Origin of the sequence: Mixta theicola, from assembly GCF_002895925.1 — a bacterium.
GTDB classification, from domain to species: domain Bacteria; phylum Pseudomonadota; class Gammaproteobacteria; order Enterobacterales; family Enterobacteriaceae; genus Mixta; species Mixta theicola.
Window position 1 is genome coordinate 1 of sequence record NZ_NWUO01000012.1, and the last position, 16,887, is coordinate 16,887.

General features: G+C 51.8%; 15 protein-coding genes and 1 rRNA gene. 9 read left to right on the top strand and 7 right to left on the bottom strand.

Annotated elements, in window-relative coordinates; genetic code table 11:
* The first annotated feature begins 9 nt into the window (after positions 1-9).
* A 5S ribosomal RNA gene (gene rrf / locus COO59_RS15275) occupies positions 10-125 on the top strand.
* 80 nt (positions 126-205) lie between these two features.
* Here rrf and mobB read toward each other — a convergent pair.
* Together mobB and mobA are read right to left on the bottom strand one after the other, a co-directional pair.
* The gene (mobB, locus tag COO59_RS15280) at positions 206-712 is read right to left on the bottom strand and encodes a molybdopterin-guanine dinucleotide biosynthesis protein MobB (RefSeq protein ID WP_103060628.1); all 507 of its coding nucleotides are present in this window, start codon (positions 710-712) and stop codon (positions 206-208) included.
* Positions 713-1,300, bottom strand: coding sequence for a molybdenum cofactor guanylyltransferase MobA (mobA, locus tag COO59_RS15285; protein WP_103060629.1), 588 nt, complete (start codon positions 1,298-1,300; stop codon positions 713-715). It lies immediately after the preceding gene.
* A gap of 73 nt (positions 1,301-1,373) precedes the next feature.
* Between mobA and COO59_RS15290 the strand changes: the two genes are divergently transcribed.
* The 5 genes from COO59_RS15290 (at position 1,374) to spfP (ending at position 6,882) form a co-directional block, all read left to right on the top strand.
* Positions 1,374-1,643 (top strand): YihD family protein, encoded by a 270-nt coding sequence (locus COO59_RS15290; RefSeq protein WP_103060630.1) that lies wholly within the window; start codon positions 1,374-1,376, stop codon positions 1,641-1,643.
* A gap of 74 nt (positions 1,644-1,717) precedes the next feature.
* A complete protein-coding gene (locus tag COO59_RS15295) occupies positions 1,718-2,704 on the top strand; it encodes a serine/threonine protein kinase (protein ID WP_103060631.1) in 987 nt (328 codons plus the stop codon).
* Positions 2,705-2,730: 26 nt separating this feature from the next.
* Complete coding sequence (gene dsbA, locus COO59_RS15300; protein ID WP_103060632.1) at positions 2,731-3,360, top strand: thiol:disulfide interchange protein DsbA; 630 nt, start codon at positions 2,731-2,733, stop codon at positions 3,358-3,360.
* Positions 3,361-3,796: 436 nt separating this feature from the next.
* Entirely contained in the window at positions 3,797-6,583 is a 2,787-nt protein-coding gene (gene polA, locus COO59_RS15305) for a DNA polymerase I (RefSeq protein ID WP_103060633.1), read from the top strand.
* A gap of 251 nt (positions 6,584-6,834) precedes the next feature.
* Positions 6,835-6,882 carry a small protein SpfP gene (gene spfP, locus COO59_RS21745; protein ID WP_071892919.1) on the top strand — a complete coding sequence of 16 codons (48 nt, stop codon included), beginning with the start codon at positions 6,835-6,837 and terminating at the stop codon, positions 6,880-6,882.
* Positions 6,883-6,973: 91 nt separating this feature from the next.
* Here spfP and yihA read toward each other — a convergent pair whose 3' ends face one another.
* Positions 6,974-7,630, bottom strand: coding sequence for a ribosome biogenesis GTP-binding protein YihA/YsxC (yihA, locus tag COO59_RS15310; protein ID WP_103060634.1), 657 nt, complete (start codon positions 7,628-7,630; stop codon positions 6,974-6,976).
* Positions 7,631-8,162: 532 nt separating this feature from the next.
* On the opposite strand from yihA, the gene yihI reads away from it, so the two are divergent.
* Together yihI and hemN are read left to right on the top strand one after the other, a co-directional pair.
* Entirely contained in the window at positions 8,163-8,675 is a 513-nt protein-coding gene (gene yihI / locus COO59_RS15320) for a Der GTPase-activating protein YihI (RefSeq protein ID WP_103060636.1), read from the top strand.
* Positions 8,676-8,921: 246 nt separating this feature from the next.
* Entirely contained in the window at positions 8,922-10,295 is a 1,374-nt protein-coding gene (gene hemN / locus COO59_RS15330) for an oxygen-independent coproporphyrinogen III oxidase (protein ID WP_103060637.1), read from the top strand.
* A gap of 43 nt (positions 10,296-10,338) precedes the next feature.
* Here hemN and COO59_RS20945 read toward each other — a convergent pair whose 3' ends face one another.
* The 4 genes from COO59_RS20945 to glnA form a co-directional block, all read right to left on the bottom strand.
* On the bottom strand, positions 10,339-10,455 hold the full coding sequence (locus COO59_RS20945) for a YshB family small membrane protein (protein ID WP_165786525.1): 117 nt from the start codon (positions 10,453-10,455) through the stop codon (positions 10,339-10,341).
* A gap of 97 nt (positions 10,456-10,552) precedes the next feature.
* Complete coding sequence (gene glnG, locus COO59_RS15335) at positions 10,553-11,962, bottom strand: nitrogen regulation protein NR(I) (protein ID WP_103060638.1); 1,410 nt, start codon at positions 11,960-11,962, stop codon at positions 10,553-10,555.
* Positions 11,963-11,970: 8 nt separating this feature from the next.
* Positions 11,971-13,020 (bottom strand): nitrogen regulation protein NR(II), encoded by a 1,050-nt coding sequence (gene glnL / locus COO59_RS15340; protein WP_103060639.1) that lies wholly within the window; start codon positions 13,018-13,020, stop codon positions 11,971-11,973.
* Positions 13,021-13,159: 139 nt separating this feature from the next.
* Positions 13,160-14,569, bottom strand: a complete 1,410-nt coding sequence (glnA, locus tag COO59_RS15345; RefSeq protein ID WP_103060640.1) for a glutamate--ammonia ligase — start codon at positions 14,567-14,569, stop codon at positions 13,160-13,162.
* 436 nt (positions 14,570-15,005) lie between these two features.
* On the opposite strand from glnA, the gene typA reads away from it, so the two are divergent.
* Positions 15,006-16,829: a ribosome-dependent GTPase TypA gene (gene typA / locus COO59_RS15350; RefSeq protein WP_103060641.1), complete on the top strand. Its 1,824-nt coding sequence runs from the start codon at positions 15,006-15,008 to the stop codon at positions 16,827-16,829.
* Positions 16,830-16,887 lie beyond the last annotated feature (58 nt).

The following is a 16,887-nucleotide window of genomic DNA, read 5'->3' on the forward strand; positions in this document are numbered from 1 at the left end:
CAGAATTTGCCTGGCGGCGAGAGCGCGGTGGTCCCACCTGACCCCATGCCGAACTCAGAAGTGAAACGCCGCAGCGCCGATGGTAGTGTGGGGCTTCCCCATGCGAGAGTAGGGAACTGCCAGGCATTAAATAAACGACGGAGCCTCAGCGAAAGCTGGGGCTTTTTCGTGTCTGGCGTTTGGCGTCGGCGCCCGTCAGACCTCCTCAGGAACGATCTTTCAGCCATTGCACAATAAAATTCGCAATCTGTGGCGGATCGTTCAGGTTTAACAGTGGTACAGAAACGTCAAATGAACGATCGCTGGCTACGGCGATAACGTGCTCATCCAATAATATTTTTATTTCTTCTTCGCTACGATCGCGACATAAAACAATGCGCGGGATTGGCTCATCTTTAAATCCCTCCACCAGAATGAGATCCAACGAACGTGCATCCATTCGGCTTATCAGGAAATTAAAATCTATCGCCTCGTTATCGGGGGTTTCAGTCATTAACGCCCAGCGCTGCTGACTGGCGACTAATACCTGATCGGCTCCCGCTTTGCGTAATTCATAACTATCTTTGCCTGGTATATCCACATCCATATCATGATGAGTATGCTTAATCAGCCCTGGACGTACTCCTTGCTCTTTTAATAAAGGGATAAGCTGCTTAAGCAGGGTGGTTTTCCCGGTTCCGCTCCAGGCGGCGATGGCCAGTATGGGCAACATTCAGCTATTCCTCTCATAACGCGCTAATTCTTCCGGCGTATTGATATTAACGAAGGCTTGCTCGTCATCATTAAACAGCACCGCATGGCCGCCAACCTGTTGTAAAAAATACATCACCCTGCGTTCGCCGCTAGCCAGATAAAGAGCCAGTTCCGGCATGATCTGACGATGAATTAATGCCAGCGCGGGATGGTCGCGTTCATGCGAGCGAACCCAAACCGCAGGCGCCTGCCGCTTTTGCTGCCAGAGACGCATAACGTAATCATTGGGGATAAACGGGGTATCACAGGCGGAAAAGGCGAGCCACGGGCTATCAATTTGCTGAAACGCGCTCAGCATACCGGCAAGCGGTCCGGGATAATCAGGCAATACATCATTGATGGTTCGCAGTTTGCTCTGTTGATAAAGCGTCAGGTTACGGTTTGCGCTAATGCTTACATCCTGTACCTGCGGAGCCAGCCGCTGCCAGACATGCTGCCATAAGGGTTTTCCCTGCAGCAGTAGCTGTGCTTTATCTTGCCCACCCATACGGCTACTACGCCCTCCGGCCAGAATAACGCCGGATATTATTTCCCGCTGTTCGCTCACGCTTAAGCCCTCTCTTTTATTGTGGGAATATCCCTGCTAACGTAGTAGCCCGTGCATCATTATGGATAATGTTATGAAATACCATCGACTAAATGAACTACTGGAACTGCTGCAGCCGGCCTGGCAAAGCGAGCCGGATCTTAATCTGCTGCAATTTTTGCAAAAACTGGCGGAAGAGTCAGGTTTCGATGGCCCGTTGTCTACGTTAACCGATGATATTCTGATCTATCACCTGAAAATGCGAGGTGCAGATAAGCAGGAAGCGATTCCCGGCATTAAAAAAGATTATGAAGAAGATTTCAAAACGGCGCTGCTGCGCGCGCGCGGCATAATTAAAGATTAATCCTCCACGTCTTCTATCGTGCTGACCGATTAGTGTTATTCTTACCCGCTTCTGGCACTGAGCAGAGATGCACGATGGAAAATACCGCCTTTCACTTTCACACCCTCAATCCCGATACCATTGTTGATGCACTCTGGGATACCGGCTTGCGCGTCGATTCCGGGCTGACCGCGCTTAACAGCTACGAAAACCGAGTCTATCAGTTCTCCGATGAGGAGCGGCGGCGCTATGTGGTTAAATTCTATCGTCCGCAGCGCTGGAGTCGTGCACAGATTGAAGAAGAGCATCAGTTTGCGCTGGAGCTCCAGCAGGATGAGGTGCCGCTTGCTGCGCCGCTGATGCTCAACGGCAGCACATTACATCAGCATGATGGCTTCTGGTTTGCCGTATTTCCCAGCCTTGGTGGGCGGCAGTACGAAACGGATAATGACGATCAGCTTGAGAGCGTAGGGCGTATTCTGGGACGCATTCATCAAACCGGTGAGCGAAGGCTGTTTACGGCACGCCCTGAGATTGGGCTACAGGAATATATCGAGGAGCCGGCGCAAATCCTGCGACAGTGCCGGCTGGTTCCTTCTGCGCTGCAGGATGAATTAAATGCAGGCATTTCGGAGCTAAGCAAAACCTTACAGGCGTGTTGGCATACCAACTGGACGCCGCTACGCCTGCATGGCGACTGTCATCCAGGCAATATCCTGTGGCGTGACGGGCCGCTTTTCGTTGATTTAGACGATGCGCGTAATGGGCCTGCGATTCAGGATCTCTGGATGTTGATAAGCGGCGATCGTCAGCAGCAGCGTATCCAGTGGGATATTTTGCTGGAGGCGTATAACGAATACAAAAACTTTAATATTAATGAATTGTCATTAATTGAACCTTTACGCGCTATGCGCATGGTTTATTATCTGGCGTGGATTGTTCGTCGCTGGCAGGATCCTGCTTTTCCGCGGAGCTTTCCGTGGATGACGGAAGAAGATTTCTGGCGCAGACAAATTGCGTCCTTCAAAGAGCAAAATACCTTATTACAGCAACCGCCGCTGCGGTTAATGCCTGAATATTGATGTTTGATTAAGGAGAGAGTCTCAAAATGAAAAAATTATGGCTTGCGCTGGTAGGTCTCGTACTGGCGTTCAGTGCCTCAGCTGCGCAGTTCACCGATGGTCAGCAGTACGTTACGCTGGATAAGCCGGTAGCCGGTAAGCCCCAGGTAATGGAGTTTTTCTCCTTTTTCTGTCCTCACTGCTATCAGTTTGAGGAGATTTATCACGTTGGCGACGCCGTAAAGAAAACGCTACCGGAAGGCGTTAAAGTAACTAAATATCACGTTGATTTCCTTGGCGGCGACCTGGGTCCAATCGTGACGCACGCCTGGGCGGTAGCGATGGCGCTGGGCGTCGAAGATCGGGTCACTGCGCCTATCTTTGATGGTATCCAGAAAACGCAAACCATCACCGATCCTGCCAGCCTGAAAGACGCCTTTGTGAAAGCGGCTGGCATTAAGCCGGAAGATTATGATGCTGCCTGGAACAGCTTTGCGGTAAAAGCGCTGGTTGCGCAGCAGCAGAAAGCGGCAGCGGATGTTGATTTGCGCGGTGTACCGGCAATGTTTGTTAATGGCAAATATATGGTTAACAACGGCGGTCTGGATACCAGCTCAATGGATAATTTCGTTCAGCAATATGCCAACGTCGTAAAATTCCTTATCGAAAAGCAGTAAAAACGATCTAAAAAAGACGCCGGGTTATCCCGGCGTTTTTTTATACATGCAGTATACTTTCCCTCAATGTTTGCTGAAAAAATAAGCAGGAAGGGGCGGGTGCTTCCGGGGCTAAATTAATAAGGATTTAGCGATCAAAAAAAGATCGCGGATATTTATATCCACATTTGATCTATTTTGACTTTGCCGATGGTACGATCGTTTACTTGATCCAACACATTGATTAAAAAAGAGTAATTTTAAGCTGGTATTGTATATTTACGTAAATAACAATACGTTAGCATTTTTGCACACAAAGTTATCCACAGACAGCAGGCCAAATATCTATTATTGTTTTCTGAGCCATCCCTAAACTTCCGCCCAGGTTATTTCATATTTGTCCACATCATGTGGCATCCTTATGCCATACCAACGATCATCCTGGAACGTGTAACTTATGGCTCAAATCGCAGAAAACCCTTTGATTCTGGTAGATGGATCTTCCTACCTTTATCGCGCTTACCATGCTTTTCCGCCACTCACCAACAGTGCTGGAGAACCAACCGGAGCGATGTACGGCGTACTGAATATGCTGCGTAGTTTGCTGCTGCAGTATCAACCGAGCCATGTTGCTGTGGTCTTCGATGCGAAGGGCAAAACGTTCCGTGACGAACTATTTGAGTACTATAAATCTCACCGTCCGCCAATGCCGGACGATCTTCGTGCGCAAATCGAGCCTTTGCATAATATGGTTCGTGCGATGGGCTTGCCGCTGTTGGCGGTATCTGGCGTAGAGGCTGACGATGTTATCGGCACGCTGGCTCTACAGGCGGAGAAGCAGGGACGTGCGGTATTAATCAGTACCGGTGATAAAGATATGGCGCAGCTGGTTACGCCGAATATCACGCTTATCAATACGATGAACAACGCGATACTTGGGCCGGATGAGGTAAAAGAGAAGTTCGGTGTTCCGCCTGAGCTGATTATTGATTTTCTGGCCCTGATGGGCGACTCATCCGATAATATTCCGGGCGTACCGGGCATCGGTGAAAAAACCGCGCAGGCGCTGCTGCAGGGATTAGGCAGCATTACAACGCTGTATGAAAACCTGGATAAAATCGCCGATCTCAGCTTCCGTGGCGCAAAAACGATGGCGGCTAAGCTGGAGCAGAATAAAGAAGTTGCGCTGCTTTCCTATCAGTTAGCGACGATCAAAACGGATGTAGAGCTTGATATTGGCTGTGAACAGCTGACCGTTAACGAGCCGGATAGAGAAACGCTGCTTGGCTTGTTCCGCCATTATGAGTTCCGCCGCTGGATTACCGATCTGCAAGAGGGTAAATGGTTGCAGGGTCGGAAAAATAATCGCGGCGCGCAAAAGGCGCTGGCAGAAGAGGCGGCACCGCAGCCGGAAAGCGTCAGCGTGCTTTCTTCGGATGGCTACGTCACGATCCTTGATCAGCAAACGTTCGACAGCTGGCTGGATAAGCTGAAACAGAACTCACTCTTTGCCTTCGATCTGGAAACGGATTCGCTGGATACCTTAACCGCCAATATTATCGGTTTATCCTTTGCCGTAACGCCAGGCGAAGCCGCCTATCTGCCGGTTGCGCATGATTATCTGGACGCCCCCGATCAGCTGGATCGTAATGCGGTACTGGCACAGCTGAAACCGCTGCTGGAAGATAAAAGCGTATTGAAGGTGGGTCAAAACCTTAAGTTCGATCGTAGCGTCCTGAAAAACTATGACATCGAGCTGGCCGGGATTAAATTCGATACCATGCTCGAATCCTATATGCTGAATACCGTTGTAGGTAAGCACGATATGGATAGCCTGGCAGCGCGCTGGCTCAACCACAAAACGGTCACCTTTACTGAAATCGCCGGGAAAGGAAAAAACCAGCTGACCTTCAACCAGATCGCGCTGGAACAGGCGGCGCACTATGCGGCGGAAGATGCGGACGTCACGCTGCAGCTGCATTTAAAAATGTGGCCGGAGCTGGAAAAAGAGGCGGGGCCGAGAAAGGTATTTGAAGAGATCGAAATGCCGCTGCTAACGGTGATCTCGCGTATCGAGCGTAACGGCGTATTAATCGATCGGCACATTCTGGCTAAGCATTCGCAGGAGCTAACCGCTCGCCTGAAAGAGCTGGAAGAAAAAGCGCACGAACTGGCGGGCGAACCATTCAACCTCTCCTCAACTAAACAGCTGCAAACTATTCTGTTTGAGAAACAGGGCATCAAGCCCACCAGGAAAACGCCCGGCGGCGCGCCATCGACCAGTGAAGAAGTGTTGGCGGAACTGGCGCTGGATTATCCGTTGCCCAAAGTTATTCTGGAGCATCGCGGGCTCTCCAAGCTGAAATCAACCTATACCGATAAGCTGCCGCAGATGATTAATCCGCGTACGGGGCGGGTGCATACTTCTTATCAACAGGCGGTGACGGCAACAGGCCGTCTTTCCTCTACCGATCCAAACCTGCAGAATATTCCGGTGCGTAACGACGAGGGTCGGCGTATTCGTCAGGCCTTTATCGCGCCTGCGGGCTGCCGTATCGTCGCGGCTGACTATTCACAGATCGAGCTGCGCATCATGGCGCATCTGTCTCAGGATAAAGGGCTGCTGGCCGCCTTTGCGGAAGGTCAGGATATTCACCGGGCCACGGCCGCAGAAGTATTTGGCGTCAGCGTTGATAAAGTTACCAACGAGCAGCGCCGCAGCGCGAAGGCGATCAACTTCGGTTTGATTTACGGTATGAGCGCATTTGGCCTGTCCCGACAGCTGAATATTGGTGCGGGCGAGGCGAAAGTGTATATGGACCGCTATTTTGAGCGCTATCCGGGCGTGCTGAAGTATATGGAAAACACGCGTCAGCAGGCTTCTGAGCAGGGCTATGTCGCTACGCTGGATGGACGTCGGCTGTGGCTGCCAGATATTAAATCCGCCAACGCGATTCGTCGTAAAGCGGCAGAACGCGCGGCGATTAACGCACCGATGCAGGGCACGGCGGCAGATATTATCAAACGGGCAATGATTGACGTCGATGCCTGGCTGCAGGAGCCCGATGCGCCGCAGGTCACTATGATTATGCAGGTTCACGATGAACTGGTGTTTGAAATCAGGGAGCAGGACGTGGAAAAGGCCAGCGTGAAAATCCGTCAGCTAATGGAAAACAGCATGAAACTGGATGTCCCGTTGCGCGTAGATATTGGCGTGGGTGATAACTGGGATCAGGCGCACTAAGCGTGTGGCGACGGGCTGGTGTTTTGGCGTAACGACGGCGCCAGTGGCCTGGCCCGTTTGCGCCATGCCGTTTGCTTAAATGCTAACGCTATGGCGCTTAAACACTTTTTTGGTAATTAAGCTACATATATGCGCTGTTTATGTGACGGCTGTTAAGAAAAAACGTCTGTTTTATGAAAATTAACTACAAAAAATCCTTTGTCGGTCAGAAAAAATCAGGTAAAGTTTACGGCGTAGGGTACAGAGGTAAGATGTTCTATCTTTCAGACCTTTTACTTCACGTAATCGGATTTGGCTGAATATTAGCCGCCCCAGTCATTTTGTGACTGGGGCGTTTTTTATTGGGCGCTCGATAAAATGGATGCGTAATCCGCTACGCATCCGTGAGGGTTATTCCCCATCTTCTGATAACGGCGCCTCATCCTGTGCGCTAAACCAGCTATCCAGCTTCAGCCGCAGTTTATCGACGCCAATTTTCTTCAGAGAAGAGAAAAGCTCTACCTGCACATCGCCCATAAAAGCCAGCGACGCTTCGCGCACCATATTCAGCTGACTTTTACGTGCGCCTGATGCCAGCTTATCGGCTTTGGTTAACAGTACCAGAACCGGTATTTGGCTCTGCACCGCCCATTCAATCATTTGCTGATCGAGATCTTTAAGCGGATGACGAATATCCATCAGCACCACCAGGCCTTTCAGGCACTCGCGTTTCTGCAAATATTCACCCAGCGCACGCTGCCATTTACGCTTCATCTCTTCCGGGACTTCAGCGTATCCATAACCCGGTAAATCGACCAGACGTATGCCTTCAGCAACCTGAAACAGGTTAATCAGCTGCGTACGGCCGGGCGTTTTACTGGTGCGCGCCAGGCTTTTTTGGTTAGTCAGCGTATTAAGGGCGCTGGATTTACCCGCATTAGAGCGGCCTGCAAATGCCACTTCAATCCCTACATCAGCCGGAAGGTGACGAATATCGGGGGCGCTGGTAACAAAATGGGTGACGTGATAATTCCAGCCAGACAAAATAGTGACTCCTGGAGAGTTCATTGAGTTGAATGGCGTGATTATACCCTTAAAGCGCGCAAAGCGCTTCCTGGTACGGTTGACTAAAAAATTTGTAAGATATTTGCCATAATTATTGCCAGTTATTGACGCTTTTAAGCGCCTTACAGATAGATATAATTATATAATTCAATTAGTTAAATAAATGACAATAAAAAACAGCATAAGAAATTATTTAGATACCTTGTTAGTTTTCCTTATTCGTCTAAAGTAATTCACAGAGTTTGGATGGCTCACTTCAGGATGAAGCGCTCAGGGATTAGTCAGGAAAACGCAGAGCTGGGAACAGGACAAGGTGCGTCGGAATGCGCCGTCACGGAAAAGGAAACGCTCAGGATGAGAGCGTAATGCACACGGAAAAACCGGGACGTTGACTGCTATAGGGATATAAAGGAAGGTTGTCCTTCTACGGAAGGTACGAAAAAAGGCGACAGGGTGACCTGCCGCCTTTTTTCTTTGTGCGCTTTCTGCTAGATTCCGCCGCAATTCTATACTAAAGAAAAACCCCGGATAAAAGATCATGAAACCTGCACGTAAGCCACAAAATAGCGCGGCGCCAAAAGTGAAACGCAAATCGCACGAAGATAAAAATCAGGAAGCGCGCGATCGTAAGCGCGATAAAAAGCGCCGCGGCCATGCAGCAGGTAGTCGCGCTAACCCCGTCATGCCGCAGAACGGCAAAAATAGCGCGGCTAAAGAAAAAGATCCGCGTATCGGCAGTAAAAAACCGGTGCCGTTATTAAAAGAAGGCGTAGCGGTCGCGAAGCCGATCAAAAAAGCACCCGTTGAGCAGAAGCCCTTAATGGAGCCGACAGATGAACTGGCGATGCTGGAAAATGATGAGCGCCTTGACGGGCTGCTGGATCGCCTGGAAAACGGCGAAGTCTTGTCGGCAGAAGATCAGGCGTGGCTCGATCAGACGCTGGATCGTATTGATGTTCTGATGGAGCAGCTCGGTATTGGCCTCGATGATGACGAAGAAGATGAAGCAGATGAAGATATGTATCGTCTGTTAAAAGGCGAGAAATAAGCTCGCTGGCTTAAATTGACGGGAACGGGCGCAGGCTTCTCTCCCGTCAGTTGGGTATTCGATTATGTTTTGGCCTGGATCAATCATCGCCATTTTATTAGCGTGTTATCTGTTTTGGCTGTTTGTTAAACTACGCCGCCTGACGCAGCTGAAATCCCGGTTGCGCCGTGCTACCGCTAACCGGCAGCGCCAGGCCTCCTTGCCCTTGACGCGGCCCGTAAGGCGCCGTAAATGGAAGGAGTAAACATGTCAATGCCGTTAACCGAGTGGGATCAGGCCCTGATCGAGAAATATAACTATGCCGGGCCGCGCTATACTTCTTATCCCACCGCGCTGGAGTTTACCGCAGGCTGGAGCGAAGCGGCATTTCAGCAGGCTGCTCAGCGCTATCCCACGCGTCCCCTTTCTCTTTATATTCATATTCCTTTCTGCCACCGCCTTTGTTATTTCTGCGGCTGCAACAAGCAGGTAACGCGCCAGCTGCATAAGGGCGATCGTTATCTGGATGTGCTGGAGCAGGAAATTCGCCAGCGCGCTGCGCTATTTCGCGACAGAAGCGTTACCCAGATGCACTGGGGTGGCGGAACGCCGACCTGGTTAAGCAAGGCGCAGCTGAGTCGCTTAATGGCGGTGCTGCGAGAATGCTTTCATTTCAACAGCGAAATGGAAATCTCCATTGAGGTTGACCCGCGCGAGTTAGAATTAGATGTCCTCGATCATCTGCGGGCGCTGGGCTTTAACCGCCTGAGTATGGGAGTGCAGGACTTTAATAAAGTGGTGCAGGAGCGCGTCAATCGCGTTCAGGATGAGGCCTTTATTTTTGCGTTGATCGAGCGGGCCCGTAAACTGGGTTTTACCTCCAGCAACATCGATCTTATTTACGGTTTGCCGATGCAAACGCCGGAAAGCTTCGACTATACGCTGCAGAAAGTCGCCACCTTACGGCCCGATCGCCTGAGCGTATTTAACTATGCGCACTTGCCAACGCTGTTTGCCGCGCAGCGAAAAATCAAAGATGAAGAGTTGCCCAGCCCGGCGCAAAAGCTGATTATCCTGCAGCAAACCATCGCCACCCTGACCGCGCAGGGATATCAATATATTGGCATGGATCATTTTGCCCGGCCGGACGATGAGCTGGCTATCGCCCAGCGCAATGGGAAACTCCATCGCAATTTCCAGGGCTATACCACGCAGGGCGAGACCGATCTGCTGGGAATGGGCGTCTCGGCTATCAGTATGCTTGGCGACTGCTACGCACAGAATCAAAAAGAGCTAAAGGCCTGGTATGCCAGCGTAGAGCAGCAGGGCAACGCTTTATGGCGTGGGTTGACGCTAAGCCAGGATGACTGCCTGCGCCGCGACGTTATTAAATCGCTTATCTGCAACTTTTCGCTCTCTTTTCGCGATACAGAAGCCGCCAGCGGCATAATATTTACTGATTATTTTGCTGAAGATTTGGCTTTGCTTGCGCCACTGGCCGCAGATGGGCTGGTGGAGATACAAAAGGATGGCATAGAGGTTACGCCGAAAGGACGTTTGCTGATTCGTAATATCTGCATGTGTTTTGATGTGTATATGCGGCACAGGGCACGGCAGCAGCAGTTTTCCCGCGTGATCTAACTATGCGGAACAGCAAAAAGGCCGGTGCATACCGGCCTTTTTATTAACTGAAAAAATTAACCATTACGGCACATAGCACCGCCGCTAAAGCGGTTTGCGGTGAATGGCCGATAGCTGCATCACCTGCAGCGCTCAACGAAACCAACAGCGATTCGAGCATGATAAGCCTCCCGATAACCGTTCAAAATGATACTGAACGGCATCGAGGTGTAAAGAGCAAAGCGCGAAAAATCGTGCAAAAAACACGCTTTTTTCGCTTATTCCATTCCCAGCTCTTTCAGCTTACGCGTTAACGTATTGCGTCCCCAGCCGAGTAAGCGCGCCGCCTCCTGCTTGTGTCCTTGCGTATGGCGTAGCGCCGTGGTCAGCAAGGTGCGCTCCATCTCCGGCTGCGCTTCAGACAGCAGATTTTGATGACCGGAACGCAGCGCCCGATCGGCCCACTGGGCTAACAGCGTGGCCCAGCTGTCGGGCAGTGACTGTACCGCCGTATCGCTGGTGGCGCTTTCAAACAGCTCAGGCGGCAGATCCTGGATCAGCACTTCCTGACCTGCGGCCATCACCGTTAGCCAGCGGCAGGTATTCTCCAGCTGACGCACGTTACCGGACCAGTGCAAACGCGTCAGCGCCGCTTCGGCCTCAGGATGCAGGATCTTGGCTTCCACGCCCAGCTCACGCGCGGCAACCTGCAGGAAATAACGTGCCAGCCGGGGAATATCCTCACGTCGCTCACGCAGCGGCGGCAAATGTACGCGGATCACATTCAGACGATGGAACAGATCCTCCCTGAATTTCCCTTCCTGCACGCGCAGCTCCAGATTCTGGTGCGTTGCCGCAATGATACGCACATCGACTTTTACCGGCGCATAGCCGCCGACGCGATAAAACTGCCCGTCCGCCAGCACACGCAGCAGACGGGTTTGTACATCCAGCGGCATGTCGCCGATTTCATCCAGAAACAGCGTACCGCCGTCCGCCTGTTCAAAGCGGCCCTGACGGATTTGATTCGCACCGGTAAAAGCGCCTTTTTCATGGCCGAACAGTTCAGACTCAATCAGGTCTTTAGGGATCGCCGCCATGTTCAGGGCAATAAAAGGGGCCTTCGCGCGGGGGCTGTGGCGGTGTAATGCATGCGCCACCAGCTCTTTGCCGGTACCGGACTCGCCATTAATCAGCACGCTAATCGAAGATCGCGAAAGCCGTCCGATAATACGGAATACATCCTGCATCGTCGGGGCTTCGCCAATAATATCGGTAGTCGGGCCGCTGACCGGCCTGTCGCGCGGCTGCTGCTGTTCCTGATAATGGCTGATCGCGCGTTCAACCAGGGCGACGGCCTCATCAATATCAAACGGTTTGGGTAAATAATCGAAAGCGCCCTGCTGATAAGCGCTCACCGCCGCATCCAGATCGGAATGAGCAGTCATAATGATGACCGGCAGCATCGGATGCCGCTGTTTAATTTGTTTTAGTAACGCCAGGCCATCCATTCCGGGCATACGAATATCTGACAGTAAAACGTCCGGGGTTTTGCTTGCCAGCGCTTCCAACACTTCATTGGCGTTGTCAAAGGTGGCACAGCTTAATCCAGCTCCGGTAAGTGCGCGTTCAAGTACCCAGCGGATGGAGCTATCGTCATCGACGATCCAAACTATCCCTCGTTGCATAGAAACCTCTACTTACGAATCGGCAGGTAAATCGAAAATTCGGTATGGCCTGGCCAACTGCTAAATTCTATTTTTCCGGAATGCTGATCGATCAGGCTGCGGGCAATGGAAAGCCCTAATCCCGTGCCGCCCTCTCTTCCGCTAACCATTGGATAAAACAGCGTATCCTGTAGCTGCGTAGGAATACCCGGCCCGTCATCTTCCACGTCAATCCGCGCCACCAGCCGGTAACGGGTGCCGTGCAGCGTAAGCTGGAAAGCGGTGCGGGTGCGCAAGGTAATAGTGCCGCCTTCCTCGCCCAGCGCCTGTAGCGCATTACGCACCACATTCAGTAAAACCTGTTCTATCTGGTCAGGATCGTGAGGCAGTTCCGGCAGGCTGGGATCGTAATCGCGTACCAGAGAGACATGCTCCGGCAGCTCCATATTGACCAGATTAACCACGCGCTCCGCAACCTGATGAATACTTTGCGTTACGTGCATACCGGGCTGCTGCGGCCCTAACAGACGGTCCACCAGATTACGCAGCCGATCGGCCTGTTCAATAATGACTTTGGTATATTCCGTCAGCGAGGGATCGGGTAACGCTTTAGCTAACAGCTGTGCTGCGCCACGCAGCCCGCCAAGCGGGTTTTTAATCTCATGGGCCAGACCACGTACCAGATCGCGGGCCGCAACCTGCTGCGCATGTTGGATCTGTTCCTGGCTGAGGCGGCGTTGATTATCCATCGGCGCCATTTCCAACAGGATAAGACCATCCGGCAGCCGCTGCGCCGTCAATGACATAATATGGGCGCGTCCATCCACCACCAGCGTAACTTCACTGTCGGTAAACCCCTGACCAGCGGCCAGGCTTTCCTGCATAACGGTGATATTCAGAGAGAAATAACCCATCAGCTCTGGCAGCGGCGTGCCGAAAAGCTTACGGGAACTTTGCGCTAACAGCTGCTGTGCCGCTGGGTTGGCATAATGAATAACCAGCTCGTTATCAACCAGCAGAATACTGTTAATCAGGGAATTGAGAATCTGCCCGGCATCGGGCAACAGGCCAGTTGCCATACAGCGTTCTCCTGCACCAAATTAGTGCATTATAGTTTCAGGTTTGATAACGCGACATTCCGACCGTTGGCGAGGTGGAGAAAAAAGCCCATCCGAAGATGGGCTGAAAGTTTCCACGGCAACAAAAAACTCAAACCAATTAAACGCTGTAGTAAAGCTCAAATTCTACCGGATGCGGCGTCATGCGCACGCGTTCCATTTCAGCCTTACGCAGTTCGATATAAGCGTCGATGGCATCATCAGTAAACACGCCGCCACGGGTCAGGAACTCGCGGTCTTCGTTCAGCGCGTTCAGCGCTTCTTCCAGCGAACCGGCCACTTTTGGAATTTCAGCTTCTTCTTCCGGCGGCAGGTCATACAGGTTTTTATCCATGGCATCGCCAGGGTGGATCTTGTTGATGATGCCGTCCAGGCCAGCCATCAGCAGCGCGGCGAACGCCAGGTACGGGTTAGCTGCCGGATCCGGGAAGCGAGCTTCGATACGGCGTGCTTTCGGGCTGGAGACCACCGGAATACGGATCGATGCTGAGCGGTTACGCGCAGAGTAAGCCAGCATAACCGGCGCTTCGTAACCCGGAACCAGACGTTTATAAGAGTTGGTGGTCGGGTTAGCCAGGGCGTTGATCGCTTTAGCGTGTTTGATTACGCCGCCAATGTAGAACAGCGCGGTTTCAGACAGGCCGCCGTATTTGTCGCCTGCGAACAGGTTAGTGCCGCCTTTCGACAGAGACATATGGCAGTGCATGCCAGAACCGTTATCGCCAAACATCGGCTTCGGCATAAAGGTCGCGGTTTTGCCCCAGGCATGCGCCACGTTATGCACCACATATTTGTAGATCTGAATTTCGTCCGCTTTCTTCACCATGGTGTTAAAGCGGGTCGCCACTTCGTTCTGACCTGCGGTAGCGACTTCGTGGTGATGCGCTTCAACAACCAGGCCCATCTGCTCCATGGTCAAACACATAGCAGAACGGATGTCCTGGGCGGAGTCAACCGGCGGTACCGGGAAATAGCCGCCTTTCAGGCCCGGACGGTGGCCTTTGTTGCCGCCTTCGTATTCTTTGCCGGTGTTCCAGGCCGCTTCAATATCATCGATAGCAACGTGAGAGCCGGAGGTGCTGCTGCCAAAACGGATGTCGTCGAACAGGAAGAATTCAGGTTCAGGTCCAAACAGAACGGTATCAGCGATGCCGGAAGAGCGCAGGAAATCTTCAGCGCGCTTGGCGATAGAGCGCGGGTCGCGGTCATAGCCCTGCATGGTGCCTGGCTCAAGGATGTCACAACGGATGATCAGCGTTGAATCTTCGAAGAACGGATCCAGTACTGCTGTGGTCGGGTCCGGCATCAGCACCATGTCTGATTCATTAATGCCTTTCCAGCCGCCGATGGAGGAACCATCGAACATTTTGCCGTCTTCGAAGAAGTCTGCGTTAACCTGATGCGCGGGGATGGTCACATGTTGTTCTTTACCTTTGGTATCGGTAAAACGCAGGTCAACAAACTTCACTTCGTGTTCGTTCATCATCGAGAGAACGTGTTCAGCAGACATACTCAACTCTCCTGGTAATTGTCATTGTCGTCGTGGAAAGAGAACTTCATCCGGCCAGGCGCGTAAAGATGAGCGTACAGCGGGCACCAAAGTTCTCAGACAAGCTATCAACCGTTGTGGAAACTGTCGTTTTGGCTTAAACAGATTAAAGCGAATTTTGTGCCAACTTTTTTATTCGGGCCAAAAAGCGCTATTATAGGTGCTCTCGTCAAACGAGGGATGCACCATGATGGGTATCGCGCACCATTATAGTGCAATGGAGTAGAGTTTGGGCACTGTTATGGTGCAGTTGATCAAGCGGGTGCATTTTTTTGCACTGAAAGCGGTGTTTAAGGCAAGCCTTGCAGCATTCTTTCTTTGATATTTGTGATCCTGTTCAGTCCTTCGATTAATCCGTGTACAATAGCGCGCTATTTCTAATGCCTGAGGCAAAGCTGTGATCGAAAATTTGCGTAACATCGCCATTATTGCGCACGTTGACCATGGGAAAACCACCCTGGTTGATAAACTGTTGCAACAGTCTGGTACTTTTGATACCCGTACTGAAGCAACTGAGCGTGTAATGGACTCCAACGATTTGGAGAAAGAGCGTGGGATTACCATCCTCGCGAAAAATACCGCCATCAAATGGAACGACTATCGTATCAACATCGTTGATACCCCAGGACACGCCGACTTCGGTGGTGAAGTTGAGCGCGTTATGTCCATGGTTGATTCAGTGCTGCTGGTTGTCGACGCGATGGACGGCCCCATGCCGCAGACGCGTTTCGTGACCAAAAAAGCCTTTGCTCATGGCCTGAAGCCGATTGTGGTTATCAACAAAATCGACCGTCCGGGCGCGCGTCCTGACTGGGTTGTTGATCAGGTGTTTGACCTGTTCGTAAACCTGGACGCTACCGACGAGCAGCTTGATTTCCCGATTATTTACGCTTCTGCGCTGCAGGGTATTGCTGGCGTTGAACATACCGATATGGCTGACGACATGACCCCGCTGTACCAGGCGATTGTTGAACATGTTCCGGCTCCGAATGTTGACCTGGACGGCCCGCTGCAGATGCAAATCTCTCAGCTGGACTACAACAACTACATGGGCGTAATCGGTATTGGCCGCATCAAACGCGGTAAAGTGAAGCCGAACCAGCAGGTTACGGTTGTCGATAGCGAAGGCAAAACGCGTAACGCGAAAGTCGGCAAGGTGCTGGGTCACCTCGGCCTGGAGCGTATCGATACCGATCTGGCTGAAGCGGGCGACATCATCGCTATCACCGGTCTTGGCGAGCTGAATATCTCCGATACGATTTGCGATACGCAGAACGTAGAAGCGCTGCCGGCGCTGAGCGTGGATGAGCCGACCGTAACCATGTTCTTTAACGTCAACACTTCTCCGTTCTGCGGTAAAGAAGGTAAATACGTTACTTCACGTCAGATCCTGGATCGTCTGAAGAAAGAGCTGGTACATAACGTTGCGCTGCGCGTTGAAGAAACCGAAGATGCGGATGCTTTCCGTGTTTCTGGCCGTGGCGAGCTGCACCTCTCCGTACTGATCGAAAACATGCGTCGTGAAGGCTTTGAGCTGGCGGTATCCCGTCCGAAAGTTATCTTCCGCGAAGTTGACGGCCGTAAGCAGGAACCGTTTGAAAACGTGACGCTGGATATTGAAGAACAGCATCAGGGCGCGGTTATGCAGGCGATGGGCGAACGTAAAGCCGACATGAAAAACATGGATCCGGATGGCAAAGGCCGCGTACGTCTTGACTACGTGATCCCAAGCCGTGGTCTGATCGGTTTCCGTAACGAATTCATGACTATGACTTCCGGTACCGGTCTGCTGTACTCCACCTTCAGCCATTACGACGACGTGCGTCCGGGCGAAGTGGGCCAGCGTCAGAACGGCGTGTTGATCTCCAATGGCCAGGGCAAGGCAGTTGCCTTTGCGCTCTTTGGTCTGCAGGATCGCGGCAAGCTGTTCCTGGGTCACGGTGCGGAAGTTTACGAAGGACAGATTATCGGCATTCACAGCCGTTCTAATGACCTGACCGTAAACTGTCTGACCGGTAAAAAACTGACCAACATGCGTGCATCCGGTACGGACGAAGCGACAACGCTGGTACCGCCGATCAAGATGACGCTGGAGCAGGCGATCGAGTTTATCGACGATGACGAACTGGTTGAAGTAACGCCGACCTCCGTACGTATTCGTAAACGTCACCTGACGGAAAACGATCGTAAACGTGCTTCACGCGGCAGCAAAGACGTTTAAGTAATTTCTGCTACGCATAAAAGCCCTGCCTGTAAAGGCAGGGCTTTTTTATATCTGA